Annotated in this window: 26 protein-coding genes; 14 read left to right on the top strand and 12 right to left on the bottom strand. The window is 59.7% G+C overall.

The features are described 5' to 3' along the window. Nucleotides 1–127: 127 nt before the first annotated feature. From ABD653_RS09270 to ABD653_RS09295, 6 genes are all read left to right on the top strand, one after another. A complete protein-coding gene (locus tag ABD653_RS09270) occupies nucleotides 128–2,668 on the top strand; it encodes a helicase-related protein (RefSeq protein WP_160780322.1) in 2,541 nt (846 codons plus the stop codon). After that, a complete protein-coding gene (locus tag ABD653_RS09275; protein WP_160778416.1) occupies nucleotides 2,668–2,919 on the top strand; it encodes an RNA-binding S4 domain-containing protein in 252 nt (83 codons plus the stop codon). The genes ABD653_RS09270 and ABD653_RS09275 overlap by 1 nt, the downstream gene beginning before the upstream one ends. A 69-nt stretch (nucleotides 2,920–2,988) precedes the next feature. Then, on the top strand, nucleotides 2,989–3,327 hold the full coding sequence (fdxA, locus tag ABD653_RS09280) for a ferredoxin FdxA (protein WP_160778417.1): 339 nt from the start codon (nucleotides 2,989–2,991) through the stop codon (nucleotides 3,325–3,327). Nucleotides 3,328–3,620: 293 nt separating this feature from the next. Continuing rightward, complete coding sequence (locus ABD653_RS09285; protein ID WP_160778418.1) at nucleotides 3,621–4,157, top strand: CarD family transcriptional regulator; 537 nt, start codon at nucleotides 3,621–3,623, stop codon at nucleotides 4,155–4,157. A gap of 121 nt (nucleotides 4,158–4,278) precedes the next feature. Then, nucleotides 4,279–5,082 carry a head GIN domain-containing protein gene (locus ABD653_RS09290; RefSeq protein WP_160778419.1) on the top strand — a complete coding sequence of 268 codons (804 nt, stop codon included), beginning with the start codon at nucleotides 4,279–4,281 and terminating at the stop codon, nucleotides 5,080–5,082. A gap of 65 nt (nucleotides 5,083–5,147) precedes the next feature. Beyond that, a complete protein-coding gene (locus tag ABD653_RS09295) occupies nucleotides 5,148–5,492 on the top strand; it encodes a hypothetical protein (RefSeq protein ID WP_160778420.1) in 345 nt (114 codons plus the stop codon). Here the strand turns inward: ABD653_RS09295 and ABD653_RS09300 are convergent. Beyond that, nucleotides 5,489–6,433: an L-threonylcarbamoyladenylate synthase gene (locus ABD653_RS09300; protein WP_160778421.1), complete on the bottom strand. Its 945-nt coding sequence runs from the start codon at nucleotides 6,431–6,433 to the stop codon at nucleotides 5,489–5,491. The two genes, ABD653_RS09295 and ABD653_RS09300, sit on opposite strands and share 4 nt — an antisense overlap. A gap of 50 nt (nucleotides 6,434–6,483) precedes the next feature. Here ABD653_RS09300 and ABD653_RS09305 point away from each other — a divergent pair, with 50 nt between their 5' ends. Beyond that, nucleotides 6,484–8,226: an acyl-CoA dehydrogenase family protein gene (locus ABD653_RS09305; RefSeq protein ID WP_160778422.1), complete on the top strand. Its 1,743-nt coding sequence runs from the start codon at nucleotides 6,484–6,486 to the stop codon at nucleotides 8,224–8,226. 12 nt (nucleotides 8,227–8,238) lie between these two features. Next, a complete protein-coding gene (locus ABD653_RS09310) occupies nucleotides 8,239–9,060 on the top strand; it encodes a DUF815 domain-containing protein (protein WP_160778423.1) in 822 nt (273 codons plus the stop codon). A 3-nt stretch (nucleotides 9,061–9,063) separates the two neighbouring features. Here ABD653_RS09310 and ABD653_RS09315 read toward each other — a convergent pair whose 3' ends face one another. After that, the gene (locus ABD653_RS09315; RefSeq protein WP_160778424.1) at nucleotides 9,064–10,527 is read right to left on the bottom strand and encodes a PQQ-dependent sugar dehydrogenase; all 1,464 of its coding nucleotides are present in this window, start codon (nucleotides 10,525–10,527) and stop codon (nucleotides 9,064–9,066) included. A gap of 94 nt (nucleotides 10,528–10,621) precedes the next feature. Between ABD653_RS09315 and ABD653_RS09320 the strand changes: the two genes are divergently transcribed. Further along, nucleotides 10,622–11,104 (top strand): GAF domain-containing protein, encoded by a 483-nt coding sequence (locus tag ABD653_RS09320; protein ID WP_160778425.1) that lies wholly within the window; start codon nucleotides 10,622–10,624, stop codon nucleotides 11,102–11,104. A 141-nt stretch (nucleotides 11,105–11,245) separates the two neighbouring features. Beyond that, complete coding sequence (locus ABD653_RS09325) at nucleotides 11,246–12,247, top strand: hypothetical protein (RefSeq protein ID WP_199801082.1); 1,002 nt, start codon at nucleotides 11,246–11,248, stop codon at nucleotides 12,245–12,247. Nucleotides 12,248–12,267: 20 nt separating this feature from the next. Here ABD653_RS09325 and ABD653_RS09330 read toward each other — a convergent pair whose 3' ends face one another. From ABD653_RS09330 to ABD653_RS09370, 9 genes are all read right to left on the bottom strand, one after another. Beyond that, nucleotides 12,268–15,012 carry a hypothetical protein gene (locus ABD653_RS09330; protein ID WP_160778426.1) on the bottom strand — a complete coding sequence of 915 codons (2,745 nt, stop codon included), beginning with the start codon at nucleotides 15,010–15,012 and terminating at the stop codon, nucleotides 12,268–12,270. A 29-nt stretch (nucleotides 15,013–15,041) separates the two neighbouring features. Next, a complete protein-coding gene (locus ABD653_RS09335; protein WP_344705330.1) occupies nucleotides 15,042–15,884 on the bottom strand; it encodes a fimbrial biogenesis chaperone in 843 nt (280 codons plus the stop codon). Between the two features lie 186 nt (nucleotides 15,885–16,070). Continuing rightward, nucleotides 16,071–16,730, bottom strand: coding sequence for a DUF4402 domain-containing protein (locus ABD653_RS09340; RefSeq protein WP_160778427.1), 660 nt, complete (start codon nucleotides 16,728–16,730; stop codon nucleotides 16,071–16,073). 205 nt (nucleotides 16,731–16,935) lie between these two features. Then, nucleotides 16,936–17,916 (bottom strand): ParB/RepB/Spo0J family partition protein, encoded by a 981-nt coding sequence (locus ABD653_RS09345; protein ID WP_407672741.1) that lies wholly within the window; start codon nucleotides 17,914–17,916, stop codon nucleotides 16,936–16,938. Continuing rightward, a complete protein-coding gene (locus ABD653_RS09350; RefSeq protein WP_160778428.1) occupies nucleotides 17,913–18,689 on the bottom strand; it encodes a ParA family protein in 777 nt (258 codons plus the stop codon). The genes ABD653_RS09345 and ABD653_RS09350 overlap by 4 nt, the downstream gene beginning before the upstream one ends. Continuing rightward, complete coding sequence (rsmG, locus tag ABD653_RS09355; protein WP_160780325.1) at nucleotides 18,686–19,261, bottom strand: 16S rRNA (guanine(527)-N(7))-methyltransferase RsmG; 576 nt, start codon at nucleotides 19,259–19,261, stop codon at nucleotides 18,686–18,688. The genes ABD653_RS09350 and rsmG overlap by 4 nt, the downstream gene beginning before the upstream one ends. Nucleotides 19,262–19,326: 65 nt before the next feature. After that, entirely contained in the window at nucleotides 19,327–21,180 is a 1,854-nt protein-coding gene (mnmG, locus tag ABD653_RS09360) for a tRNA uridine-5-carboxymethylaminomethyl(34) synthesis enzyme MnmG (protein WP_160778429.1), read from the bottom strand. Between the two features lie 95 nt (nucleotides 21,181–21,275). Continuing rightward, the gene (gene mnmE, locus ABD653_RS09365; RefSeq protein ID WP_160778430.1) at nucleotides 21,276–22,550 is read right to left on the bottom strand and encodes a tRNA uridine-5-carboxymethylaminomethyl(34) synthesis GTPase MnmE; all 1,275 of its coding nucleotides are present in this window, start codon (nucleotides 22,548–22,550) and stop codon (nucleotides 21,276–21,278) included. An 18-nt stretch (nucleotides 22,551–22,568) separates the two neighbouring features. Next, entirely contained in the window at nucleotides 22,569–22,835 is a 267-nt protein-coding gene (locus ABD653_RS09370) for a DUF6489 family protein (protein WP_160778431.1), read from the bottom strand. 105 nt (nucleotides 22,836–22,940) lie between these two features. Between ABD653_RS09370 and ABD653_RS09375 the strand changes: the two genes are divergently transcribed. The 4 genes from ABD653_RS09375 to ABD653_RS09385 are packed head-to-tail and all read left to right on the top strand — an operon-like array spanning nucleotide 22,941 to nucleotide 25,657. Further along, complete coding sequence (locus ABD653_RS09375) at nucleotides 22,941–23,639, top strand: dienelactone hydrolase family protein (RefSeq protein ID WP_160778432.1); 699 nt, start codon at nucleotides 22,941–22,943, stop codon at nucleotides 23,637–23,639. A gap of 8 nt (nucleotides 23,640–23,647) precedes the next feature. Beyond that, nucleotides 23,648–24,643: a glutamate synthase-related protein gene (locus ABD653_RS14175; protein ID WP_407672742.1), complete on the top strand. Its 996-nt coding sequence runs from the start codon at nucleotides 23,648–23,650 to the stop codon at nucleotides 24,641–24,643. Further along, entirely contained in the window at nucleotides 24,636–25,259 is a 624-nt protein-coding gene (locus ABD653_RS14180; protein WP_407672743.1) for a glutamate synthase-related protein, read from the top strand. The genes ABD653_RS14175 and ABD653_RS14180 overlap by 8 nt, the downstream gene beginning before the upstream one ends. Further along, entirely contained in the window at nucleotides 25,256–25,657 is a 402-nt protein-coding gene (locus ABD653_RS09385; protein WP_160778433.1) for a nuclear transport factor 2 family protein, read from the top strand. The genes ABD653_RS14180 and ABD653_RS09385 overlap by 4 nt, the downstream gene beginning before the upstream one ends. Here the strand turns inward: ABD653_RS09385 and ABD653_RS09390 are convergent. Beyond that, nucleotides 25,654–26,208, bottom strand: coding sequence for an AAA family ATPase (locus ABD653_RS09390; protein ID WP_160778434.1), 555 nt, complete (start codon nucleotides 26,206–26,208; stop codon nucleotides 25,654–25,656). The genes ABD653_RS09385 and ABD653_RS09390 overlap by 4 nt on opposite strands.

Here is a 26,208-nt window from a genome sequence, read left to right on the forward strand (position 1 = left end):
CCTCAACGGGTTGGCTGATTAAAGTTAATGTCGGTTTAAGACGGGTTGAGTCGAGTCCCGCCTGCGACAAATGCACAAGGCTGTCCACGGCCTTGCGGCGATCGCGTCCAAATGCCACACGAACGGGGTGACCGACAGTATCATCCGGGCGGTTCTCGGCCCCACCAATACCGGCAAGACGCATCTCGCCATAGAACGGATGTGCGGGCATTCGAGCGGGGCGATCGGCTTTCCGCTGCGACTGTTGGCACGCGAAGTGTATGACCGTGTGGTGGCGATCAAGGGCGAAAAGCAGGTCGCGCTGATCACCGGCGAAGAACGAATCGAGCCGCCTGACGCCCGGTATTTCCTTTGTACCGCAGAAGCCATGCCGCCAGATGGCGGCGGGCATGCCTTTGTCGCGCTGGACGAGGCACAGCTCGCCGCAGATCGTGAACGCGGTCACATATTCACCGATCGCCTCCTGCACGCTCGCGGGCGAGAAGAAACGATGCTGTTGGGCGCGGCCACGCTTGAGCCGGTCCTCAAGAAGTTGGTCCCCGCCGCTGCGGTCGAGGAGCGGCCGCGCTTCTCAACCTTAACCCATATCGGCCCGCGCAAGCTTTCCCGCCTTCCGCCAAGAAGTGCGATTGTCGCTTTCAGTGCAGAGCAGGTTTACACTGTCGCTGAAATGTTGCGCCGGCATCGCGGTGGATCTGCTGTCGTCATGGGCGCTCTGAGCCCCGAAACCCGCAATCGCCAAGTCGAGCTCTTCCAATCCGGCGAGGTGGATTACATCGTCGCCACAGATGCCATCGGCATGGGGTTGAACCTTGACGTCACCCATGTGGCCTTTGCCGCCCTGACCAAGTTCGACGGCGTCAGGCAGCGTCGGCTGCAACCAGCGGAGATGGCGCAAATCGCGGGGCGCGCCGGTAGACACCAGAAGGATGGAACCTTCGGCACCCTTTCCGGAGGGCGCGGGTCGGCGCTCGAATTCGATGAGGAAGAAGTCTACGCCATCGAAGAGCACCGTTTCGCGCCCATCACACACCTGTGCTGGCGCGATAGTGAACCCCGCTTCGATACCATCTCGACCTTGATCGCGGATCTCGAGCGAAAACCGCACGAGCCCGAGCTGCGTCCCGCCCCTGAAGCTATCGATCTGGCTGTACTCAAGAAGTTGGCCGGCGAACCGATCGGCGCTGCGGTAAGGGGAGCCGGCAACATCCGCAGGTTCTGGGAAGCGTGTTCCCTGCCCGATTTTCGCCAGTCGGGCGCCGATACTCATGCCAGGTTCGTCGCAAGGCTCTGGCAGGACCTGCGCGAGGGCTATCTCGGTGCAGACTATGTCGCCGCGCGGATTGCAGAACTGGACAATATGCAGGGCGATATTGCCACGCTACAGGGTCGTATCGCCGCTATTCGTAGCTGGGCCTATATCTGCCAGCGACCTGACTGGGTGCTGGCGCGCGATGAAATGGCATCGCGGGCCCGGGGCGTAGAAGCGAAATTGTCGGATGCGCTCCATGCGCGGCTGACTGAGAGATTTGTGAACCGGAGGACGGCAATCCTGATGAAGAACCTGGGCAACGATCCCAACCTGCTTCCCGTCACCCTAGATGGTGACGGCGCTTTGCGTGTTGAAGACGAGGCAATCGGTACGGTCGAGGGCTTCCGTTTTGTTGTCGATCCCGGTGCCAATCATGCTGATCGCAAGATGCTGCTCTCGGCAGGCGAAAAAGCGCTCCCGCGCATTCTGGCAGGCATCGCTGCGAAGCTGCGGGAAAGTGGATTTGACGGTGTTGAACTGTCACGAGGAAAAATCATGTGGGGGCCGCAGGAGCTGGCCAGTCTCGATGATGGAGCAACAACGTCGAGGGCCCGCTTGAAGGCAAGCCGGGAGGTCGATGCCATACCGGATCCCGAGAAGAGTGCCTTTCTCACCGGGTTGCAGGCATGGACCGAACAGAAGTTCGCCTCGCTGGCGCCGCTCGAAAAGCTCGAACAGGCATCCGCCAGTCCTGATGCTGGTTCGGAGGCGCGAGCGTTGCTGCTCAATCTGACTGCCGGCCACGGCTATGTCGCGCGCGAAGACGCAGGCATCCAGCATTTGCCCAAGGAAATGAGACCATTCCTGCGCCGCCTTGGTGTCACCTTCGGGGCGCTTGACGTCTTTGCGGCTGCCTTGCTGAAACCAGCGCCGCGCGCTGCATTGCACGCAGCCGGGATCGATCGACGCCCATTGGAAGCTGCAATGCGATCCGTCTTGCCAGGAGCCCATGCAGTCCCAGCGGGCTATCGCCCGGCAGGAGAGCAGCTCGTGCGAGTCGACGTAGCAGAGAAACTGGTGCGCCACGCCCATGAGACAAGGTCGAAAGCCAAGGACGAGAAGAGTTTTGTCATTGACCCCTCTCTGGCAATTTCGACAGGGCTGACAGAAGCGAGCATTCGCCGCCTTCTGGGCGCGGCCGGCTTCAAATTGCAGCAGCCCAAAGCGCTGGCCGAGGGCGGGTTTGGCCCGCCAGCACCGGACAAGTGGAGCTGGCGCCCCGGCGCGATCGGCAGAAGCAAGGGCAAACGGGGCGGGAAGAAGCCAACTGGAAAACACGCCCGCAAGAACCAGAAGCAATCGTCGCAGCCGAGCGAAAACAGTCCATTTGCCGGGCTTGCCGACCTGATCCGCTAATGCGGCTGGACCTCGTTTTGTGCCGGCTCAGGATCGTCAAGACGCGCAGCATCGCCCGCGCATTGGCAGAGAGCGGGCATATGCGGATCAATAGCCGGCGAGTGCAATCGGGAAGCCATCCGGTCGAAACCGAAGATGTGCTGACGATACCGCAGGGACAAGCCGCCATCGTGATCGAAATACTTCGCCTTCCCGAACGGCGCGGTCCGGCCAGCGAAGCACAAAGCTGCTATCGGAAGCTTGACCCGTAAGGCGAAAGCGCTTTAGCGCGTATGGAAAGGCCTGCGGACAGGGCCGGAAGTGAAGAGGAATCGACTGCCATGACCTACGTCGTCACCGACGCATGCATCAAATGCAAATATACAGACTGCGTCGAGGTATGCCCGGTCGATTGTTTCTACGAAGGCGACAACATGCTGGTGATCAATCCCAGCGAATGCATCGATTGCGGTGTTTGTGAACCGGAATGCCCGGCCGAAGCCATCCTGCCCGATACGGAAGACGGCTTGGAAAAATGGCTTGAGCTCAACACCAAATTGTCTGCCGAATGGCCGAATATCACCCAGAAGAAAGATCCCCCTGCAGACGCGGACGATCACAAGGGCGAAGAAGGCAAATACGAGAAATTCTTCAGCGAAGCGCCCGGCGAAGGCGATTGATCGCCGCATTGCGCGGTCGAAAACGCTGACATCACAGACCCCACCCAAAAGAAATGCGATTCGCTGATTCCGCATCGGAAATCGGCTGCCGGGCTGCGTGCTGGCAATTTTGTTGCGAATCTGTTATATAATCGATCAACCGTGCACGCTCCGATTCCGTGTACGGACGATTATGGAAAGGTTGGATCGCGGATTTCGGACAGATTGGGTGCACTGGTAGGCGCGTTTCGCGTGGCCGGAGAACTCACCAACTGTCCCCGCAAGACCCTGCCTTTTGAAAGGAAGGACTCTACATGGCAGCCAAGGCTCCCGCCTTCGATGTAGGCGATTATGTTGTATACCCCAAGCACGGCGTGGGCCGTGTGATCGAACTGCAGAATGAAGAGATCGCCGGCATGCAGCTGGAACTCTATGTCTTGCGGTTCGAGAAAGAGCGGATGACCCTGCGGGTCCCGACCAACAAGGTCGAATCCATCGGCATGCGCAAGCTCTCCAGCGACAAGACGCTGAAAGAGGCGATGGAAACGCTCAAGGGCAAGCCCAAGGTCAAGCGGACCATGTGGAGCCGCCGCGCCCAGGAATACGAAGCCAAGATCAACTCCGGCGAAATTGTTCTGATTGCCGAGGTCACTCGTGATCTGTTCCGGCCTGATGACCAGCCCGAGCAAAGCTATTCCGAACGCCAGATCTTCGAAGCGGCCTCCAGCCGCCTCGCCCGGGAACTGGCCGCAATGGAAAAGACTGACGAGCCGACCGCACTCGAGAAAATCCTCGATGTTCTGCGCGAGCATGCTCCGCAGTATTACAACACCGAGGAAGAAGAAGCCTGATCGACAGGCGACTGACGGAATTCGATGAGGGCCGCTCCGAAAGGGGTGGCCCTTTTCTGTTGCGGCTTGTCCTGGCCTGATCGCTGTATTATATCAGCAATACACATTTCGGGAGGAATCCATGCTCAACACGTTTTTCAAAAAGATCATGCCTGTCGCGGCCATCGGAATGGGCCTGGCCCTGTCCGGCTGTGACGGAATGAACATTTCCATCGGCGATAGCGATGGCGTGCCTCTGGCGGAGCTCGACATGAGCGGCCCTGCCCCCACGGAGCTGGTCCTGGCAGGTCCGGACACAGTGGTGGTTACCGAAGGTGACGAACTATCCATCGATGTCGAAGGCGATGCTGCGGCCATCGAAGCGATGCGCTTCACCCTCGAGGATGGCACACTGGGTATCATGCGCGAGAAAGATGGCTGGGAAGACAACGGCACCACGACGGTCCGCGTCACCATGCCCAATCCTGCCGAAGTCGTATTGGCCGGTTCAGGCCGGGCAGAGTTGGCTGGCTTGGCAGAAGCCGCCGAAGTCACGATTGCCGGGTCCGGCACGGCCAATGCAGGGGAAATCGCTGCCAGCAAACTTGAAGTTACCGTCGCGGGATCGGGCAGTTTCGAAGCGGCCGGCACAGCGACCAGTCTGGAAATGACTATTGCTGGATCGGGTGATGCCAAAATGTCCGGGTTGAAAGTGGACACGGCTGAGATCACGATCGCTGGCTCGGGCAGTGCAGAATTCGCCTCCGACGGAACGGTCGAGGCTAGCATTGTCGGATCAGGCGATGTCGTCGTCACTGGCAACGCAACCTGTACTGTCGATTCGATGGGCTCGGGTACCGTCACCTGCAAAGCCACAGCAGCGGCCCCAGCTGATGAAGCGGTGGAAGAAGCGACCGACGAAGCGGCCACTGACGAAGAAGCCTGACCGAAAAGGTTCATGGACGGCTCATGGCTGCGCCTCTATCACGCGCAAAAGCCAAGGAGCTGTCCATGCGCCCCCTTCCTATCGCCACGTTGTTATTTGCCAGCCTTGCCCTGCAGGGCTGTCTCGCGGCTTCCGCGATTGATCTCGCCGGGAAGGCCGTGACCGCTCCGGTCAAGATCGCCAGCAAGGGTGTAGACCTTGCCACAACCAGCCAGTCCGAAGCCGATGAGAAGCGCGGCCGTGACCTGCGGAAGAGGGAAGAGCGGCTCGGCAAGCTCGAGCGACGTTACGACAAAGAGCGGGCGGATTGCGCCGAGGGCGACCGCGGTGCGTGCGAGGATGCGCGCGCAACGTATGACGAGATCCGAGATTTGTTGCCGACCGTCCCGGTAGAACCGGACGACGACTAGGCCGCTGCCCGGCGTAACCTGTCGTTGATGGCTGCACCGAGTCCATCGTCCGGGATAGGGGCAATCGCAATCCGGGCACGCACACTTTCCGCACCGCGATGCAAGCCAGCGTAGAGCCGCGCGGCTGCCTCTGTCAGACTTCCCTCTGGGGAGAGCGACCAGTCGCCAGCCACGTCACCAAAGCCGATATGAAACTCGTCAGATGATGCGCTGGTGGCATTGAGGCGCACCGGCTTTCCAGGCGCATAGTGGCGAGCCAATTGTCCCGGCGCCTCGATCGAAGACGTCATGGCGTTTTCGCAAGGGCCCAGGATCTCGGACAATTCACCTTCTTCGATCGGGCCAGGCCGGAGCAGGTTCCACGTTCCGTCATCACGCAGTGCCACAATGGTTGACTCCAACCCGTCAGCACTAGCGCCGCCGTCAAGAACTGCATCGATCCTTCCACGCAGAGTTTTCAGGACATGATCGGGACAGGTCGGACTGACCGTTTCACTGGCATTGGCGGACGGTGCCGCCAAGGGTGCTTCCGTTTGCGCCAACACTGCGCGCATGGTCGGGTGCGCGGGCATCCGCACCGCCAAAGTTGGCAATCCCGCCGTCACCGCCTTAGCGAGCCCGGAATCCGGGCGAACCGGCAGGACCATCGTAAGCGGGCCGGGCCAGAATCTCCGGACCAGTCCCGCGGCCCTTTCGTCCATATCGACGAGGCGCTCCGCCTGCTCCAGATCAGCGACATGTACGATCAGCGGATTGAAATCGGGACGACCCTTGGCGGCATAGATAGCTGCGACGGCGTCTGCCCGGTCTGCGCGCGCAGCAAGGCCGTAGACCGTCTCGGTCGGAACCGCCACCAGCCCACCGGCATTGAGAATTCGCGCCGCTTGCGCGATTCCCGCTGCATCTGCCCGCAGCACTTCCGTAGCGTTCTTGCCGCCCATCCCTGCGCGCTATATCTGATGCCACGATAAGCCAAGAGGACATTACTGCCGTGACACCTTTTACCCCGCCCACCCAGGACCAGTTGCTTGCCATTCGCGTCAATGCCGGAATCGACGAGCTGGGTCGCACCGAGCGATTTGCGTCCGCAGAGCCTGATATGGTGGAAGCCATCGTCGAAGGTGTGGGACAATTCGCCGCAGGTGAATTCGCACCGCTGAACCGCATTGGCGATCTTGAAGGGGCCAAGCTTGAGAACGGGGTCGTGCGCCTGCCTGACGGCTTTGCCGAAGCCTATGACGAGTATGTTGCCCAAGGCTGGAACTCGATTGCATCGCCAGTCGCACATGGCGGGCAAGGGCTCCCCTTTACGCTGGCCTGCAACGTCCTGGAGAATCTCGGCACGGCCAATATGGCCTTCAATCTGCTCCCGATGCTGTCAGTCGGTGCGATTGAAGCGCTGGAGCATCATGGCAGTGAGCAACAGCAGGCAACATATTTGCCGAAACTCGTTAGCGGCGAATGGTCAGGAACAATGAACCTCACCGAGCCTCAGGCCGGGAGCGATGTGGGCGCTTTGCGCGCAACGGCAGAGCCTATCGAAGAGGGCGAACATGCCGGGAAGTACCGCATCCAGGGGCAGAAGATCTATATCACCTGGGGCGATCACGAACTCGCCAAGAACATCATCCATCTTGTTCTCGCGCGGACCCCGGGCGCACCGGCGGGCAGCCGGGGTATCTCTCTGTTCGTCGTCCCGAAATATCACGTCAATGACGACGGAACCCTCGGACCGCGCAATGATTTGCGACCGGTCAGCCTCGAACACAAGCTGGGCATCAATGCCTCGCCCACCTGCGTTATGAGCTATGGCGACAATAATGCATGCATTGGCGAATTGGTCGGCGCGGAGAACAAGGGTTTAGCCGCAATGTTCACGATGATGAACAATGCCCGCATCAATGTCGGAGCCCAAGGCGTACAGATCGGGGAAAGGGCGACACAACAGGCCCTCGCTTATGCAAGGGACCGGGTGCAGTCCTCCCGTGCGGGGTCTCCGGATCGGACGCCGGTGGCGATCGTCGAACACCCTGATGTCCGGCGCATGATTCTGCGGATGAAAGCCATGACAGAGGGCATGCGGGCGCTGCTGTATTTCACAGCCGGACAAGTCGATCGCGGCACTCTGGGCGATGAAGCCGCAGCCCAACGCGCCGAAGTGTTAGTCCCGATGTTGAAAGCATGGGCGACCGATGTTGGCATCGAAGTCGCCTCGATTGGCGTACAAATTCACGGCGGGATGGGATTCGTCGAGGAAACGGGTGCCGCACAGCATTATCGCGACGCCCGCATCGCGCCGATTTATGAAGGCACCAATGGCATTCAGGCCGCCGACCTCGTAACCCGAAAGCTCGGCATGGATGGCGGCAACGCTGTCCTCTCTCTTTTCGAAGAACTCGCGCATGATGCAGCAGGCGAGTCTGCTTTGTTGGCGCTGGCACAGGATTGTGCCGCCATCGCGAAATGGATGCGTGATGAGGCGAGCCTGGATGACCGACTGGCCGGAAGCGTTCCGTTCTGCACCATGTGTGCAGTGGCTGTGACCGGTTGGGAGCTGCTCAAGCAATTGCGTGCGGTGAAGGATGGACAAGCCCCGGCAATTGCCGAAGGTAAAGCCGTAACCGTCCGGTTCTTCCTCGATCATATTGTTCCGGAGGCTGCCGGCCTCAGGGCATCCGCCACTGCCGGGGCCGGGCTGCTCTATGCGCTTGATGCCAACAAGCTGACAGCCTGAGGCCGGCGGGTCGTGTCCGATCAGGGAGATCCCTTGGCGCGGATTGCAGACGCTCTCGAGCGCTTGTCGCCGCCGCACATCGATCCTGATTGGAGTGCCTACCCGGCCCACTTCTGGAACGGACACACCACGCGCGGGCTAGCGCGGATTGAAGCGCCAACGTTAGAGCAGCTGCGTGGTATAGATCGGCAAAAATCGGTTGTTACCAGCAATGTCGCGCGCCATGCGCAGGGCCATGCTGCCCACGACATGCTGCTCTGGGGGTCTCGCGGAATGGGTAAGTCGGCCCTGATCCGTGCAGCCGTGATATCCAGCCAAAGTTCCGGCCACCCCTTGGTGCTGGTGCAGGCTTCGAATGCAAGTCTGGATCGCCTTCCCCGGTTGTTTGATGCTCTGGGCCAAGTCGAACGGCAATTCATCGTTCTCCTCGACGATATCGGCTTCGCTGTGGCCGATCGCCATGAATTGCGTCAGTTGCGCAGTTTTCTGGAAGGCGGGATCGAGCCAAGGCCCGCCAATATCCGCCTGGCCGTCACCACAAACCAGCGCGCCATTGTCGAGCGTAGCGCCTCCGAACAGTCGGGTTCGCTGCATGAACGCGACACTCTTGATGATTCACTGGCGCTGGCTGACCGGTTTGGCCTCTCGGTCGGGTTTCACGCCTGCTCGCAGGCCGAATACCTCGAAATCATATCCGCCTATGCCGATCCCCTGGAGCTGACTTACGATACGGGCAGTGCATTGGAATGGGTCCGTCAGCGCGGGGCACAATCCGGACGCACGGCGTGGCAGTATGTTGTCGAACTGGCCGGACGAGCTGGTCGAACCCTTTAAGGCTCAGTTCCCCAGCGGGTTGTTTTCGCGCGCGAAATCCTCGGAGAAGCTGGCGCGAGGATCACCGCGCAGCTCTGTACGTGGCCGCAAGCTTTCGCTTTCGAAGCGCGCAATCGCGGGAGCAGGCTCGGCATCCGGCGCCTGAACGCGCCAAACAATCCCGGCCGTATCATCGGTGACCAGCAACGATCCATCGCCGCCCCATTCGACCCAGGTCGGCCGCCCGCGTGTATCGCCATTGTCCTTGAGGAAATCGGTCAGAACCGGAATGGGCTTACCGAGCGGATTGCCCCTTTCATCGAAGGGAACATAGACCACGTCATACCCTGACGGCGGCTTGCGGTTCCAAGACCCGTGGCGAGCGATAAAGGCACCGCGGCCAAATGCCGGCCCCATTCGGTTACCCTCCGCGCTGAAGACCAGGCCCAGTGCGGCCACATGCGGGCCCATCGCGTATTCGGGTCGCCGGGTATATTCGGTCAGGAAATTGGGCATCGGCGCGTCGACGCGGTCGTCGAAATTGTCCTTCCAATAGACCCACGGCCAGCCATATTGCGCGCCGACCGGGACATTGGTCAGATAATCAGGCACCAGATCGCTGCCGAGCATGTCACGCTCGTTGACGGTGGTCCAAAGCTCGCCCGACATCGGATTCCAGTCGAGCCCGTTGGGATTGCGCAAACCAACCGCAAACGGGCGCTGCGAATTGGTCTCGAGATTATACTCCCAGATCATGGCTCGGCCCTCTTCGACCTCCATGCCCTGCTCGCCGATATTCGAGACCGAGCCGACCGCAACATAAATGCGTGTCCCGTCAGGACTGAGCTCGATATTGCGCATCCAGTGCCCCCCGCCCGGTGCAAGATCCATCAATTTGCGCGGTTCGCCGGTCAACTCCATCGTGCCCAATTCATAGGGAAAGGCCAGGAGCGCGTCGTGATTGGCGATATAAAGTGTGCCCTCGCGCCAGGCGATGCCCGAAGGTGAATCAAGGGCATCCGTCAGCACCTGTTTGACTTCGGCAGTGCCATCGCCGTCGGCATCTCGCAGCAGGACCAGCTCGTTGGCCGAATCGCCGGTTGCCCCGGCCCAGCCCATCAACAGGTCTGCGATCCAGCCGGTGATGCCGCCGCCGTCTTCACTTTTTGGTGCGCGGGTCAGCGTGACCAGAACGTCGCCGTTAGGCAGCCGATGGAGCACGCGTGGGTGGTCCAGACCCTCGGCAAAGCGGTTGACGACAAGACCGTCCGCCGCTGTTGGCAATTCGCCGTCTTCCCAGCCGACCGGTTCGGCGATCCGCACTGTCGGGACCGCCTCGCCCTGCGGTTCTGCAAGGGTCGGATCCGTTCCGGTGACTTCGTCCACGGACAGCGCGGCGGTATTACCGCGAGTGAGGAAGAACAAGGCAAGGCCAAGGGCCAGGACGATGACAAGAAGGGCGATCAGTATTTTGCGGCGAGTGCTCATGGCAGTGTGGAATAGGCAACCCAGCTAGCGGCGGCAATCTTTTTGAGGCGCCAGCGCTTGCGCCGCAGCGTCCACTGTCTAGATCGAAGTGTATATGTTCGATTTTGCCCCCGATGCCACCACCCCTCCCGCCGAACGCTACCGCCAATTGGCAGATGCGGCCGATGCACTCACGCAAGGCGAGAAGGATAGCGTGGCCAACATGGCCAATCTGGCCGCCTTGATGTGGGAGTATGTCCCCGACCTCAATTGGGCCGGCTTTTACCGTGTCGTTGGGGAAGAACTGGTCCTCGGGCCCTTCATTGGCAGGCCGGCCTGTATCCGGATACCGATTGGCCAAGGCGTTTGCGGCACAGCCGCCGAGACCGGCGAAACCCAGCGGGTTGAAGATGTTCATGCCTTCCCCGGTCATATTGCATGCGACGCGGCGAGCCAGTCGGAACTGGTGGTTCCGATCCTGCAGAGCGGAAGCGTGATCGCCGTTATCGATCTGGATGCGCCGACGAAAGCGCGATTCAGCGTAGAAGATGCTGAGGGTATCGAGACTCTGGCCAACCGGATCGCTGACCGCATTTGATGCGTTAGCCAACGATTCGACCCGAAACGGGACAGGAGCCGCGCAACCGCGTGACTCTGCGCCTTACGATGTTAAATTTTCTCTTAACGCACAGGATTCGTGCATCCGCGCACGATCTCGAAACTGCCTAAGGGGAATGCCATGTCGACCCGTTTGCCAATCCGTCGCCTCGCTGCAACGGGCTCTGCTCTCACTGCAATCATTGCCGCCGCGCCAGCTTTGGCTGCACAGGAAATGACCTATGAAGAGCGCGTCTATGAATATGCCCAGCCTCTTCCCGAGGGCGAACCGCAGCCGGTCTTTGTGCGCGAGCCGGTTGTGCAGCCGATCCCGGCCCGGATGCCGTCGGCTAATGGCTATGATGTCGAATACGACGTAGAATATGATCAGGCGCCGCCGATGCCTGCTCCGGTCGCCACCCATGGCCCGGCCGGCATGATGCATCCGCCCATGCCGCAGCCTGTCGCAGCCGCTCCGACGCAAGGTGGCTATCCTCAATCAGCCTATCCGCAGCCTTACCCGCAGCAAGCCGGTTACCCGCCACAGGCGGGATACCCTCCCATGCCGCCGGTTATGAATCGCGACACCTGGATCGATGATTGCCGCGCCTATCTCAAGGAGCGTCGTCGCCGAGGCGATCGTGGTGGTGTTATTGGCGGTGTGCTGGGCGCAGCGGCCGGGGGCGTCATCGGCAACCGAATTGCCGACAGCGAGCGGCTGGGCGGCACATTGATCGGTGCTGGCGTCGGTGGCCTCGCCGGTGTCGCAATCGGCGCTGCCATCGGTCTGGCCAAGGGGGACCCGACCAAGAAGGAATGCAAGCGCTGGCTTGAGCGTTACGAAGATGGCGGTCGCTGGCAAGGCGCCGGCTATCCCGGTGGCGGTCACGGTTATGGACATGGTTACGGTTACGGTTGGGGTGGATGGTCTGGCGGCTATGTCGTGGCACCGGTCACGACTGTCGTAGTCCATCACGGACCGGCCTATGTGCCGGTCGTCCGGGAAATTGTGACCGAGGAATGGGTCGAGGAAGAAGTGATCGTGCACAAGAAGGTGCATGCGCGTCGTCCAGCCCCTGCTCGGAAAGTGCGCTATATCAAGCAGCAGCCGACCAAGCGGATCAAATATTCCAAAGGAAAATAAGCGTTTGGCGAGACTATCGCCTAGGGGTTGCGGCCGACCGGGATTGACGGGTCAGCTTCAACTCCGGCGATAATTGCGGGCACGCCTTCTTCCAGCTGGATGGTACCCAGACGGGCAATATCGCTGTCGCTGTTGATGGTGACATCGGTGGCTAGAGCGGTCTTCACCTTCAACTGGCGCGCGATGCCGGGGGCTACGCGCAAGCGATAGTTTCCGTAAGGCACACGTTCGAAAAGGAAAAATCCGTCGAACTCGCTAATGGTGCTGGCAACCACGCGGCCTGCAGTGTCCATCAGCTCGAGATCCAGCCCTCCCAGCTCACGCCCGCTCGACGAGAGAATCACGCCTTCAACCTCTCCGGTGGCCGAGATGGGAATGTCGATTTCTGCATGGACACCCGGGCGCGGGACAATCACCACGCCTTCACTCGCAGGGGCCAAGAACGGATCATCGAGCGAGGAAGCATCAATGCCCACCAGAACCGGCCGGAATGGCTTGAGGGTATCGACCACGGTCCGGCCCTCTTCGTTAGTCGGCTCCGAAGTTCCTGCGAGGCCCGCGGTAACCGTCACGTCGGGCAGCATGGGTTCGTCGGCAGAGCGAACTCCGTCGCCATTGGTGTCCCGAAATACGTTCACAACCGCCTGGCCACCGCGTGCCAGTCGCCGTTGTGAGACGCGGATGCCGCCATTGACCGGGTCAGGCCCAAGGCTGAAGGCAAGGGAAATCCCGGCACCGATCGCCCCGTCCGTACTGTAATTCAGCGTGCTATTGAGGGCAAAACGGTCAAACGTATGCGTGTAGCCGGCGCCGAAAGTGGCTGTTTTGCTGGACGGAATGTAATCGACATCAATCGAAACATCATTGCGATCCGACAGGCTCTTGCGCGTCGACAAGCGTATGTTTCGCAAGCCTTTTTCGGGGCCCGAAAGATCGAAATTGGCGGCGCCGCGGACCCGGACGCCGAGGATCTGGGCATTGGCCAGCAATTGCAATGTCGTGTTCTTGCTCGTTTCGCCGGTTAAGGCATTTTCAAACTGCCCATGGCCCACTTGCGCGGTCAGGCTCAATCGCTTCAGCGCAATCGAGGTTGCGAGCGAGGCTTGCGTAGATGTCGAGCCATTGCGAAGGTTCGAACGATTGACGGCCGCCTGGATCGGCACGCTGACGCGCCCCAACCGCAGCGACGTGTCTGCCTGAAAGGTAAATTTATTCTTAACGCCAGAGCTCACAAACTCGCTGGTATAGTCGTCCGAGACCCACAGCACCGATGCGCCGAGGTTGAACCGACCGATTTGGCCGTTCCCTTGGACTATACCACTGAATCCCGCACCAATTTCATGTGCGCCGCCGGCCTGGATCTGGAAGGCACCAAAGGATCGGTTGACCAGTCCTTCGACATAGCTTCGCCGTCGACCGGCAAAGTCGATACTATGCGCACTCAGCGAAGCGCTGGTGCGTTTGTCGATCCCGTAGTCAAATCCAGCGGCAAGACGCCATGCACCCACTCCGGGCGGAGAATTGGACCGTAAATCAATGAGATCGCGGCGATCCTGCAGCGCATTGAACCAATAGTGCAAGGTTCCCGGCTCGAGTAAGCTTCCTCCCACCGGGAAGGAGACGACTTCACGCTTTTCCTGTCCCTGCGGGCCATACAGGACGACTTCAAAGTCGTTCCGTCCGTAAAACAGGTCCACTTCAAGGAATTCATACCGCCCATCGATCGGCGCATCGAGAAACGCGATCAGCTGTCCATTGCGATAGAGCTCGGCATCCCAACCCGCCGGCATCGTGCCGCGCAGATCGGTGGTCGAGAACCGCCGGTCGCGTCCGATAGGAAGGTTGTTGACAGCCACGCCGCGCCCCACGCCACCCTGGGCCGTCAACTGACCGGACTCGCCCTGGACATCGCCCGCAATGACTTGACGCGCCTTGAGCGGGCCGAGAAGTCCGGCTTCTGGATCAAACCTAAAGGCCTGCACCCGCAAACTGGTCGGCGAAAGCCGGTTATCCGTGGCCAGGCGTGCATTGTAGCTGACGCCCAGCGCCTCACCCGCCGCGTAAAGCTCAACACGGCCCTGTGTGCGCGTCTTCTGGCCGGGCGCCATGGCAACGCTGCTGCGCACATTCACATCGACTGACGGCGTGCGCCAGAGTTTGTATTCCATGTCTTGCGACGGAAATGCCGAGAGGTCGAAGGCCTTTTTCTTCTTGCCCTTAAGTCGCGCCGCGCGACTTCTGCGCTCCATCGCTTGCAGGAACGGGAGCGGCTTCTCGCTCTCCAAAGTCACGATCGAGTTGTACAAATCGTGCGTGAAAGTAACGCCGAACCAGCGCCCTAGCGCCTTGGTATCGACGCACCACCCTTCGGGCGTGTCATATATGTCGTTTGCCAGCGGCGCATTCCGACTGTTCACGTTTTGTACCGTATTTGCTTCGCGATCAAGCGTGAAAACCTGATCTTCCGAGAACAACCAGCCGGTTGCGCGGCGCGACTTCTTGTCGAGGCGCACAGGCAGGTCGAGTGACTGAATGACGTCGGCCAGGTCAAGGCACACGCCGCCATCCAATTGATAGCCACGGATATCGAGCGGGAGCCGGAAATTCTTCACCCGCATTTCAAGGATGACGAAGTCATCTTCTGTCGGTTGGTAGCGGGTGGATTCAGCGGTCCCGGCCTGGGCCATTGCCGGCGTCGCACAGCCGAACGCCGCCGCAGCGAGAGCTGCAGCGGCGCTAAAGGCCTTGGCTGTACGAGGTATCACCGTGTTTTCCGGTCAATGCCTGTGGCGGGCTAGCCCAGGTCCGCTTCGACGGAGGCGATCAATTCACCACCGTTTTCAGGGAGTTCACGATATTCGATCGTTACCGGTCCACGCCCGCGCATGGATGCGAGTTGCTCTGCGCTGACCGGGATAGAAACGACCCGCTGGTCAATTTCGGGATAAAGCGCGACTCCAGCGGCCAGAGTGATGGGCTTGTCTTCACCCGGCACCTTCACGTGCAATGCACCATAGGTTGAACCCGTGCCTTCGCGATTGAGGACCAAACCGATCAGTCCGCCGCGCGGATCCTCGAAGATCTGTGGTTTTGCCAGAGTCGCGCCGCTTTCCACCTTACCCTTGCGGATGATCAGCGGAATGGTGACGCCATATATCGCCTGGATATCGATCACGAGCCCTTGCGCTTCTGGCGCAGTGGGGTCGAGGCGCTTGGGTTTTGGGATGGCGCGAAACGAAAGGTGGGCCCGATACTCACCGTCGGGCAATTCAGCCGGCGGGCGGGCAGAGATACGAACCGATTGCGGCTGGCCTGGCGGCAGCACGATCCGGCGCGGTGCGTAGCGGACCATGGACAAGGCAGCCTGCTCGAGCGTGTTGGCATCTTCGCGCGAAATCTCGGAAAGATTGCCATTGCCATCCATCCGGCGCAGCTCGAGGCCGATCCGGTAAGTTGCTTCTTCGGAACCGATATTGCTCAAGATTACTTCGCCGCCGCGACGGCCATCGAGAATTACGCGGGTTGGGGCTACCAATAGGTCACCCTGCGCAACGGCAGGCGCCGACTGCAAGCCAACGGCCGCGGTCACAAACAGCAGGATAGTGGAAAAGGCCTTGCCGAACAGGCGGATGCGCATCGTTTGTCCTCCGATATGTCGCATGCCGGCATTCTTCCGGCATCGATGATTTCACCAACCATCGGTAATCGAAGAGGGTTAAGAACCGCTAAAGGATGGCCCGAGGGCACGTGGTAACGGCCCATAAACAGAAAGCCGCGCCCCGTTTCCGGAGCGCGGCCTTCGCTTTTTCGTCTGCAACCAGACTTATTCGTAGTTGACGCTCACGTCGAACTGACCGGTGTATACGCCGACCGACTGGTCACCGCGAACAGCCAAGGTAGCGCCGACGATGAAGCTACCTTCACCCGAGCCGTCCAGAACCATGCCCGGAGCGGCGGTCGTTGCGTCGCCGCTACGTACCAGAACCGGCGAGTTGTCAGGATTGAACAGCGGATCGCCGGTTACCGGATCGGTATCCTGGACCAGGGCGTTCAGCTCTTCGGTCGACGTCCAGCCCGAAACGGACATGGTGTCGCCACCGGTTTCGCTCAGCGTGATAGCAGCCGAAGGCAGCGAGATCACGACGGGCTTGCTGGCGGTACCGCCCGAAATGTTGAACTGCGGCATGTTGACGGTGCCCGAGCAGATCAGCTCGGCGTCGGCGCAGGTGATTTCAGGCGAACCGAGGTTGTCGGACAGCACAGCATCATAGGTGTTGAGCGAAGGGTCAGCCGAAGTATCGGTGACGGTGATCTTGCCGAAGTCCAGCAGCGTGCCGGTTTCGACTTCCAGCGTCAGGGCGCTGAGAATTTCTGCCTTGGCGTTTGCAGTGGCTTCATTGTCAGCCTGTGCATGAGCCGGAACGGCAATCATGGCACCTGCAGCAACAGCAATGGCGGCGCCCGTACGAAGCATATTTTTCATTCTTATGGTCCTTCCAACTTGGTCTTCGGATTCCCCGAGCGGGACCACGTGTTGGTTGCCCCGCCGAACTGGTCTCCCGACCGGTCCGTGGGCTCTAAGTAGAACTACCGAGTAAGGGCTTCGCTACTGAGAATGGTTAACAGGTGAACGGTTTTCTGTTAACTTTTTCGGCAGGTGAGGAAAATAACTCTTTGAAAAATATGATCTAGATGTCGCCGCCGGTCAGGCGCTGGCAAATCAGGTCAAGCTGATCGAGGGTCCGGTAACGGATCGTAACCGCCCCGGAGCGCGGATCTGTATCCGTCTTGATACGCACCGGAAGACCAAGAAATTCTTCAAGGTGCCCCTGAACGGCAGCGATATCGGCATCCTTCATCGGATCGCGCGAAATTTTCTGCTTTGCGGACGATTTCCGGGGAGCCTGCCCTCCCCGCACCAACTTCTCGACTTCGCGCACCGACAGTTTTCCGTCGACCGCCTGTTGTGCCAGTACCGTGGCATCATCATGCCCGATGAGAGCACGTGCATGTCCCATCGACAGGTCACCGCTCTCGACAAGCGCGATAACCGGCTCGGGCAAGATCAGCAGGCGCTGGAGATTTGCGACATGGCTGCGCGATTTCTCGACAATCTTGGCGATTTCGGCCTGGCTCAGGCCCTCCTCGTCAGAGAGTCGATGGTACGCCCGCGCCTCTTCGATCGGATTGAGGTCTTCACGCTGGATGTTCTCGATCAGCGCGAGGGCCATCACCTCACGCTCGTCCAGATCGCGAATGATGGCGGGAATCTGGTGCAATCGGGCCCGTTGCGCGGCCCGCCAACGGCGCTCGCCAGCGACAAGCTGGTATCGGCCCTTCGCCATTGGGCGCACGATAATGGGTTGAATCACGCCACGTTCGGCGATCGACGCGGCAAGTTCTTCCAGGGCTGTCTCGTCAAAATGTGTGCGCGGCTGACCGGGCAAGGGCGAAATCGAGGCAATCGGGAGCGAAGCCAGCCCATCCTGGGGCGCTCCCGTGGCTCCCGAACTTTCGCCTGCCGCGCTAGTTGGCGCATTCGTGACAAGAGGCTCCTCTCGCCGCGTTTCACCCATCAGGGCGCCCAACCCCTTGCCAAGCTTCTTTTTTTTGTCCGATGCGCGCGGAACGGCACTGATCCGAATTGGGTCTGTTGGCTTGTCGCTCACGCGGCTTTCCTCTCTTCAGGTAGGCGTCCGATTAATTCACGCGCCAATGCCATGTAGGCGCGGCTACCTGCGCAAGAATGGTCGTAAACCAGTGCAGGTAAGCCGTGGCTGGGGGCTTCCGACAACCGGACATTGCGCGGAATGACGGCCTCGAACACCAGATCACCCAGGCAGTCTCGCACATCGTCTGCCACCTGGTCAGTCAAGCGATTGCGTCTGTCGAACATGGTAAGAGCAACGCCGATGATGCCAAGGTCAGGATTAAACCTCTGCTGCACACGCTCTACGGTCTGTAAAAGCTGGCTCAGGCCCTCCAATGCAAAGAATTCGCACTGCAGCGGCACCAGCAAGGTATCAGCCGCTCCCAATGCGTTGAGGGTGAGCAGGCCAAGTGAAGGAGGGCAGTCGATGAAACAGATTTCGTGCTCGGTGTCCCCCAGGAGAGCCTGACGCAGCCGATCCGTCCGATCTTCAACCGAAACCAGTTCAACTTCAGCGCCGCTCAGATCCTGTGTGGCCGGCACGATGTCGAGACCCGGAATAGCCGTCGGTACGATACACTCGCGCAACGGCATCTCATCGACCAAGACATCGTAGCTCGACTTGACCCGATTTTGCGCATCGATACCCATACCAGTCGACGCATTCCCCTGCGGGTCGAGGTCGATAAGCAAGGTTTTCCAACCAGTTGCAGCCATTGCTGTGGCGATATTTATGGCGGTGGTCGTCTTTCCAACACCACCCTTCTGGTTCGCTACGGCAATCCGGATCATGCTGCACCCTTCCCTTTTGGTACCCCGCGCCCGACCAGGATGGCGGCCTCAGGGTCGGTGATTGATTGTTCCACGTGGAACAATCTCTGCCATTTCCGACTCACACCCCGCAATTCTTGCGCGGCGGAGCGACCTTTGGGCAAGGCCCATGTGGTGTCCTTGGTGGAAAACCTTGCGGACAAACTGAGGAGTTTCTCCAGCGGTGCGAAGGCACGTGCCGTTATGGCACCAACCCGCTGGCCCTCAACCGCCTCAAGACGACGGCCCTCAACTACACAGGTATCGAGGTGAAGTTCACTGACCATACGCTCCAGCCAATCGATCCGTCGCTTTCGTGATTCGACAAGAGTTACCCTCAATCCCGGCCGCATCGCCGCTATGACAAGGCCTGGAAAGCCGGCGCCTGACCCCAAATCGAAAAGCGAGGGCGTTTCACGTGGAACATGATCTAACAGCTGAGCACTGTCCGCAATGTGGCGCACCCAGACTTGCTTAAGTGAGTTCGCAGAGACGAGATTCTGTATCGCATTTTCTTCGCCCAGCTTCTCAACGAGCAGTTCCAGCTTCTGCATCGCGCCAGCATCGCATCGGTCGCGAACGAAGGCCTTACCCTCTTCCTCCGTGGTGAGGAGTCCCGTCACGCGGCCCTCTTGGCACGCTTGCGCGCATAGACAAGTACGGCAGCCAGCGCAGTAGGGGTGATCCCCCCTATGCGCCCTGCTGCCGCAAGTGTTTCGGGGCGCGCTGCTGTAAGGCGTTCCACCATTTCGTTCGACAGACCTGGAACCTCCGCGAACGGAAAAGCAGCATCGAGTGCAACAGCCTCGTTCGCGCGCAATTCCCGCAATTCGGCATCCTGACGCGCCAGATATGGCGCGTAGGATGCATCCTCGGCCAGTTCATCAGCCAATTCCGCATCCAGGTGAAGATCTCCGGTGAATTCGGCCAGATCACCCAATCCAATGCTCGGGAAGCGAAGCCATTCCCGCAATGTCATGCGGCCTGCATCACTCCGCACATCCATCCCTGCCCGTTGCATCTGCGTGGCGGTCACTTGCGTTTCGAGGGTTGCATCGGCTCGATCCCTCAGCTCACTGCGTCTCTCAAACCACTCGCGGCGCTGGATCGACACGCAGCCCAGTTCGATCGCCAAAGGAGTAAGGCGCGTCGAGGCGTTATTCGCCCTCAGTCGCAGCCTGTACTCCGCCCGCGATGTCAGCATGCGGTAGGGCTCGGTCACGCCGTGCAATGTGAGGTCATCTACCATGACCGCAATATAGCTGTTAGCACGATCAAGAGTTGGCCCCGCAGTACCCAGCACCTCACTGGCGGCGTGCAAACCTGCGACGAGGCCCTGCGCAGCGGCCTCTTCATAGCCAGTCGTGCCATTAATCTGACCCGCGCAATAGAGGCCTTTCAGATCCTTGAGCTCGAGGCCTGATGTCAGCGCGCGTGGGTCAATATGATCATACTCAACCGCATAGCCAGGAACGACCATCTCGACCTGAGCGAGCCCATCCATGGCCCGCAACATGTCTTGCTGCACGTCGGTCGGCAGCGACGTGCTGATCCCGTTCGGATAGATCAGGTGGCTATCCAGCTCCTCCGGCTCCAGAAAGACCTGGTGCCCATCGCGATCGCCAAACCGGTGGATCTTGTCCTCGATTGACGGGCAATAGCGCGGTCCTTCCGCGTCGATTGCCCCGGAGAAGAGCGGGGAGCGATCAAGATTGGCACGAATGATATCGTGGCTTCGCGCATTTGTGCGGGCAACGCCGCAAAAAACCTCGGGGTTGCGCCGTTCGGCGGTAATCGCCGACATTGTCCACCCGTCTCCGTCAGAGGGCTGCTCTGGCAGGCTTGCCCAGTCGATTGTGCGGCCATCCAGACGGGGCGGAGTGCCCGTCTTCAAGCGCGCCATCGGCAGGTCCAGCGCGTACATCTGCTCCGCAAGCCGCGAGGCAGAATCTTCGTCTATACGCCCACCGGTCATCCGCTCCTCACCCCGAAAGAGGGTGCCGCCCAGAAATGTCCCGGTACATAGGATCACCGCATTTCCGGCCAGCTCTGTACCGTCGGCAAGGGACACGCCATTGACGCGCCCCGCCCCCATTCTCAATGCAGAGACTTCTCCCGCGACGATCGTCAGATTCTCTTGCTCTGCTACCAAGCTTTGAACGGCAGACTGGAAGAGCTTGCGGTCAGCCTGGATTCTCGGGCCCCAAACAGCGCTGCCTTTTGAGCGATTCAACATCCGATAGTGGATAGCCGCGAAGTCAGCGGCTCGGGCAATAATGCCATCGAAAGCATCAACCTCGCGCACCAGATGACCCTTACCAAGGCCTCCAATGGCAGGATTGCAGCTCATCGCGCCGATCTTTTCGGGTTCGAAGCTTACCAAAGCAGCTGACACACCCATGCGCGCAGCCGCGCACGCAGCTTCTACGCCGGCATGGCCGCCGCCCACAATGATGACATCAAACTTGTGCATCTTAATGCTCATACAGCCCAGTTTGGCGGCAAGCCAGTCTGTTTCACGTGGAACATCGGTAGAAAAGCAGGGACTCGGTACGGCCAAAGAAGGCTCTATTTTCCGATGCAAAACTGTCCGAACAGGGCATCAAGCATATCTTCTGTGCCGGTTTGCCCCGAAAACCGGTCAAACGCCGATCTCGCAGTTCGCAGGTGCTCGCCCACAACCAATAGATCGGTTTCCGGAGTGATCATATCGATAGCACCCTGTGCCTCTGCCAACAACGCATGTTGGCGCTGGTTCACTGCAGATTCGCCAGGTCGGGGCAGAAGGTCGCGTGCTACTTGCGTCAGGCCGCCAATCAAGACACCCAGCCCCTCGCCCGTCGCAGCGGACAGCCTCATACGGGGCGACGCTTTCACGAAGTGCTCTACACGGTCGATCCGGGCTTCGATTTCCCATGCACCAGGCGGACCCTCACCCTCCGGCCCAAGCCACAAGACGATATCGGCCTTCTCCAGCGCCTCGCGAGCACGTTCGATCCCGACGCGCTCGATCGCGTCTTCACTGCCCTCATGCAAACCAGCAGTATCAGTCAGGACGAAGGGAATACCCTCGAAAGATACCGGACGTTCAATCACGTCGCGTGTCGTCCCTGCAATTTCCGAAACAATGGCCGCTTCGCTTTCTAGCAAAGCGTTGAAAAGGGTTGATTTCCCAGCATTTGGAGGTCCAGCAAGCACGACGCGTATGCCATCGCGCAAGCGCTCGACACGTGGCCTGTTGAGCCACGCCGCAAGCTCACCCGCCAACCGCGAGGCATGCGCGAAGAAGGGTGGCGCGAGCTGATCGACATCATCTTCGTCCGAAAAGTCCAAGGCGCTTTCAACCTGAGCCGACAGGCCCAGAACCTGTTCACGCCATTCCCCGATTGTCTTGGACAACCCGCCTCCTGCGGAGACTTGAAGAACCTGCCGCTGCAATTCGGTTTCGGCAAACAAGAGGTCTGCCAAGCCCTCAGCCTGCGCCAGGTCCATGCGGCCGTTTGCGAACGCACGTCGCGTAAATTCGCCAGGCTCTGCCTTGCGCAGCCCGTCTATCTCCAAAAGCGAAGCTTCGATGGCTCCGATGACGGCTCTGCCTCCATGGCAATGCAATTCCGTACTGTCCTCACCGGTCGCATTGTCAGGCCCGGGCAGCCACAGAACGAGAGCCGTGTCGAGAACATCCCCGTTGCTATTCCGTAGGGTTCGCAAGGACGCACGGCGGGGATCAGGTGCCCCTCCCCCCAAACTCTCCAGTGCGTGTTTCGCCAAAGGCCCACTAATGCGCATCACCCCTATGGCAGCAGGCGGTGCTCCGCTGGAAAGGGCGAAAATCGTATCCATGGTCTGGTTAGTTGGGCGCTAGTCGTCGTCTTTCTTGGACGACCCCGTAGAGCGCGCTCCGGCCGCCATGCTTCCTTCGACGAAGTTCTGGAACAGTTTCAGCCCCATCTGGCCCATCGGCGCCATATTCTTCGCAATTTCCTGCAGCTGGTCGGGGTTTGAAACCCCCTTCATCGCTTTGGCCATGGTATCGACATAGACCGTATTGGCCTTGCTGACATCAGGCAGTCCCATGAAGGTTCGCGCCTCCTCAGGCGTGCAGTCGATTTCGATATGGACCTTCATTGGGCTTCCTCCGTTATGCTCAAGACATCTATTTGGGTTTGCCAAGCGCCACACGCAAGCGATAGGTCACCAAACACAGGATTCTTCGCTGGAGAGAGATAAAGCATGACCGCCACCGTCACCATTGCTTCGCACACCGGAGATCACGAATTCTCGGCGTATGTTGCACGGCCCGAGAGCGAACCGAAAGCCGCAATAGTCGTCATCCAGGAAATCTTCGGTGTGAATGCGGGCATCCGGAAGAAGTGCGATCTGCTGGCCGAACAAGGCTATCTGGCCGTTGCCCCCGACCTGTTCTGGCGTTTGAGAAGGAACATCGAACTCGACCCGGATGTCGAAGCAGAATTTCAACAAGCTCTTGATTATATGGGACAATTCGATCCGGATGTCGGCATTGTCGATATCGAATCGACAATCAAATGGGCACGGGCTGAAACCGGCGGTAAAAAGGTCGGTGCTGTCGGATACTGTCTGGGTGGCAAGCTCGCCTTTATGACCGCAGCCCGGACCGATAGCGATGCCAGCGTCGGATACTATGCTGTTGGCGTGCCCGACATGCTCAATGAAGCAAACGCTATCGCCAATCCGCTGATGCTGCATATCCCCACGGCAGATGGCTTTGTCGATGCCGCAGCTCAGAAGGCGATGCACGAAGGATTGGATTCGCATCCCAAAGTGACTTTGCACGATTATGACGGGCTCGATCACGGCTTCGCGACTCAGTTTGGCAAGCGACGCGACGAAGACGGAGCCCAACTGGCGGACTCCCGGACCGACGCGTTCTTTGCAGAGCACCTCGGCTAGAACGCCCGGTGATACTCTATTGGCGCTATCTGATCCCGGCTCTTTTGCTGGCCTTGTCGGGCTTGGCGGCATGGTTCTTACCATCGGCGCTCGTCGTTCTTGCCCCGCTCAGCTTGATTGCCCTATGGGATTTTATCCAGACGCATCACACACTTAGACGGAATTATCCGTTGATGGCGCGGGTGCGGTGGATCATGGAAGACCTGCGCCCCTTCTTCCAATCCTATATTGTCCAGGGAGACCTGGAGGGCCGCCCGTTCAGCCATCAGGAGCGGGCGCTTGTCTACGCCCGGGCGAAAGGTGATCTGGATTCACACCCGATGGGGACCGAGCTCGATGTCTATTCTGATGAATATGACTGGCTCGGCCACTCGGTTGTCCCGCGCGAGGAAGCGCCGGAGAGCTGGCGTCTCGATATCGGTGGCAAGGACTGCTCAAAGCCCTATTCATCAGCCCTCCTCAACATCTCAGCGATGAGCTTTGGTTCGCTTTCAGCAAATGCCATCGAAGCCCTCAATCAAGGGGCCAAGATCGGAGACTTCGCCCACGATACCGGCGAAGGCAGTATCAGCCGCTATCATCGCAAGCATGGCGGTGACCTGATCTGGGAGCTAGGCAGCGGCTATTTCGGTTGCCGGCGAGTAGATGGTGACTTCGATCCTGACCAATTTGCGGAGCAGGCCAGCGACGACCAAGTCAAAATGGTCGAGATCAAGCTCAGCCAAGGCGCAAAACCCGGCCATGGCGGGGTACTTCCCGGAGAGAAAGTCACCGAAGAAATCGCTGAAGCGCGCGGTGTACCGGTGGGAAAGACAGTCTACTCCCCCGCCGCCCACTCTACTTTCTCTACCCCGATCGAGTTGATGGAATGGATTGCCGAGCTCCGAGACCTTTCCGGCGGGAAGCCGACAGGGATCAAGCTTTGTGTCGGCCAGCCCCACGAGGTCATGGCTTTGTGTCGGCCAGCCCCACGAGGTCATGGCTTTGGCCAAGGCGATGATTGAAACAGGCATCACCCCGGACTTCGTGGTTGTCGACGGCGCAGAGGGTGGCACCGGCGCGGCTCCTCTAGAATTGTCGAACAGCGTCGGCATGCCGCTGCGCGAAGGTCTGATCTGGATGCGCAATGCCCTGGTTGGTGTGGGCCTCAAAGACCAAGTCAGGCTTGGTGCCTCAGGCAAAATCCATTCTGGCGCACAAATGGCCAAGAGCTTCGCAATCGGGGCCGACTGGTGCAATGCGGCCCGCCCTTTCATGTTCGCGCTTGGCTGTGTGCAATCAATGGAGTGCCATACCGGCCACTGCCCTACCGGCGTTGCGACACAGATCCCGTGGCGACAGAAGGGGCTAGTGGTTGAAGACAAGGCTCCACGTGTCGCCAGGTTCCAGAAACAGACCTTACATTCGCTGCGCGAGATCACAGTTGCGATGGGGCTTGATTCTCCTTGGGATATCGAGCCCAAGGACATGCGAGAACGCATCAATGGCGCGCGATCCGACGCAATCGCGCAAATCTACACTTTCCTCGAGCCGGGATGCTTGTTGTCCCGCGTCGTCGAAGGGCAGACGGGGTTGGCCTGGTCCATGGCCCAAGCCAACAGTTTCAGGAGAAAACAATGAGTGCCGCCAAAGGTTTGAAAGCTTGGCATGAAGTGATTGAGGGAGGGAGCGATCCCGCCCAGCTAACAGCAATCATGCACGAAGATGCAGTGTTTCACTCCCCTGTCGTGCACACACCGCAGGAAGGACGGCCGATTGTTATCGCCTATTTGTCTGCCGCCGGGCAAACGCTCGGCAATGACAGTTTCGAATATCTGCGCGAGATCGTTGACGGAAACTGCGCCGTGCTGGAATTCCGCACGGACATGGATGGTATCCAGGTCAACGGGATCGATATGATCACCTTCGACGATGACGGATTGATCACTGACTTCAAAGTGATGGTGCGCCCGCTCAAGGCCGTCAACAAGGTTTGGGACATGATGGGCGCGCAATTGGAGAAGATGAAGGCAGGCTAAGTCTTGGGCCAGTGATCAGGTCCCAAATGCCGCTCGACAAATGCAACCCGTTCTTCGACGCTCGCTAGTGGCAGATCCAGCAGTTCATAGCCGAATTCGCGCCATGCCTTGGTGCATTGCCGATCGCTTTCGACGGCCTCGTCCCAGGTTTGGATCCGCTGGTCGTCCTGCCGGTAGATGCCCTTCCACGCCGGTGCGCGAAACACCGGTGCATCGAAGCGTAGGTGTTGGCAGGCCTTCTCGAATACGTCCGAAACCGGCACCTTCTCGATCCTGAGAAACGCTATAATATCGGCAAACCCGCGATCAAAGATCAGCGTTTGACCCGGCATCGCTTCCTCGAAAATAGCACGGTCAGCTTCCAGCATTGCCAGCGCAAAGCCATGCGGGTCATTCTCCCTCAGCTCCATACCACCCGGCCGCTGCAAAATTGCCCGCGCTGATTCGGTCACCACATTCCAGCCGCGCGCTGTAAGCGCTTCGATCAAGGTGGATTTTCCGGCCCCCGGCGCGCCTGTGATGGCAAAACGACGGGGGCCAGACAGACCCAC

The sequence above is a fragment of the Parerythrobacter jejuensis genome, assembly GCF_039536765.1.
Taxonomy (GTDB): Bacteria; Pseudomonadota; Alphaproteobacteria; order Sphingomonadales; family Sphingomonadaceae; genus Parerythrobacter; species Parerythrobacter jejuensis.

Bases quoted from the DNA above. Each gene is read 5' to 3' on its own strand.
- ABD653_RS09275 (WP_160778416.1), top strand. From the start codon at position 2,668: ATGCGGCTGGACCTCGTTTTGTGCCGGCTCAGGATCGTCAAGACGCGC.
- fdxA (WP_160778417.1), top strand. From the start codon at position 2,989: ATGACCTACGTCGTCACCGACGCATGCATCAAATGCAAATATACAGAC.
- ABD653_RS09285 (WP_160778418.1), top strand. From the start codon at position 3,621: ATGGCAGCCAAGGCTCCCGCCTTCGATGTAGGCGATTATGTTGTATAC.
- ABD653_RS09290 (WP_160778419.1), top strand. From the start codon at position 4,279: ATGCTCAACACGTTTTTCAAAAAGATCATGCCTGTCGCGGCCATCGGA.
- ABD653_RS09295 (WP_160778420.1), top strand. From the start codon at position 5,148: ATGCGCCCCCTTCCTATCGCCACGTTGTTATTTGCCAGCCTTGCCCTG.
- ABD653_RS09300 (WP_160778421.1), bottom strand. From the start codon at position 6,433: ATGGGCGGCAAGAACGCTACGGAAGTGCTGCGGGCAGATGCAGCGGGA.
- ABD653_RS09315 (WP_160778424.1), bottom strand. From the start codon at position 10,527: ATGAGCACTCGCCGCAAAATACTGATCGCCCTTCTTGTCATCGTCCTG.
- ABD653_RS09320 (WP_160778425.1), top strand. From the start codon at position 10,622: ATGTTCGATTTTGCCCCCGATGCCACCACCCCTCCCGCCGAACGCTAC.
- ABD653_RS09325 (WP_199801082.1), top strand. From the start codon at position 11,246: ATGTCGACCCGTTTGCCAATCCGTCGCCTCGCTGCAACGGGCTCTGCT.
- ABD653_RS09335 (WP_344705330.1), bottom strand. From the start codon at position 15,884: ATGCGCATCCGCCTGTTCGGCAAGGCCTTTTCCACTATCCTGCTGTTT.
- ABD653_RS09340 (WP_160778427.1), bottom strand. From the start codon at position 16,730: ATGAAAAATATGCTTCGTACGGGCGCCGCCATTGCTGTTGCTGCAGGT.
- ABD653_RS09350 (WP_160778428.1), bottom strand. From the start codon at position 18,689: ATGATCCGGATTGCCGTAGCGAACCAGAAGGGTGGTGTTGGAAAGACG.
- rsmG (WP_160780325.1), bottom strand. From the start codon at position 19,261: ATGCAGAAGCTGGAACTGCTCGTTGAGAAGCTGGGCGAAGAAAATGCG.
- mnmG (WP_160778429.1), bottom strand. From the start codon at position 21,180: ATGCACAAGTTTGATGTCATCATTGTGGGCGGCGGCCATGCCGGCGTA.
- mnmE (WP_160778430.1), bottom strand. From the start codon at position 22,550: ATGGATACGATTTTCGCCCTTTCCAGCGGAGCACCGCCTGCTGCCATA.
- ABD653_RS09370 (WP_160778431.1), bottom strand. From the start codon at position 22,835: ATGAAGGTCCATATCGAAATCGACTGCACGCCTGAGGAGGCGCGAACC.
- ABD653_RS09375 (WP_160778432.1), top strand. From the start codon at position 22,941: ATGACCGCCACCGTCACCATTGCTTCGCACACCGGAGATCACGAATTC.
- ABD653_RS14180 (WP_407672743.1), top strand. From the start codon at position 24,636: ATGATTGAAACAGGCATCACCCCGGACTTCGTGGTTGTCGACGGCGCA.
- ABD653_RS09385 (WP_160778433.1), top strand. From the start codon at position 25,256: ATGAGTGCCGCCAAAGGTTTGAAAGCTTGGCATGAAGTGATTGAGGGA.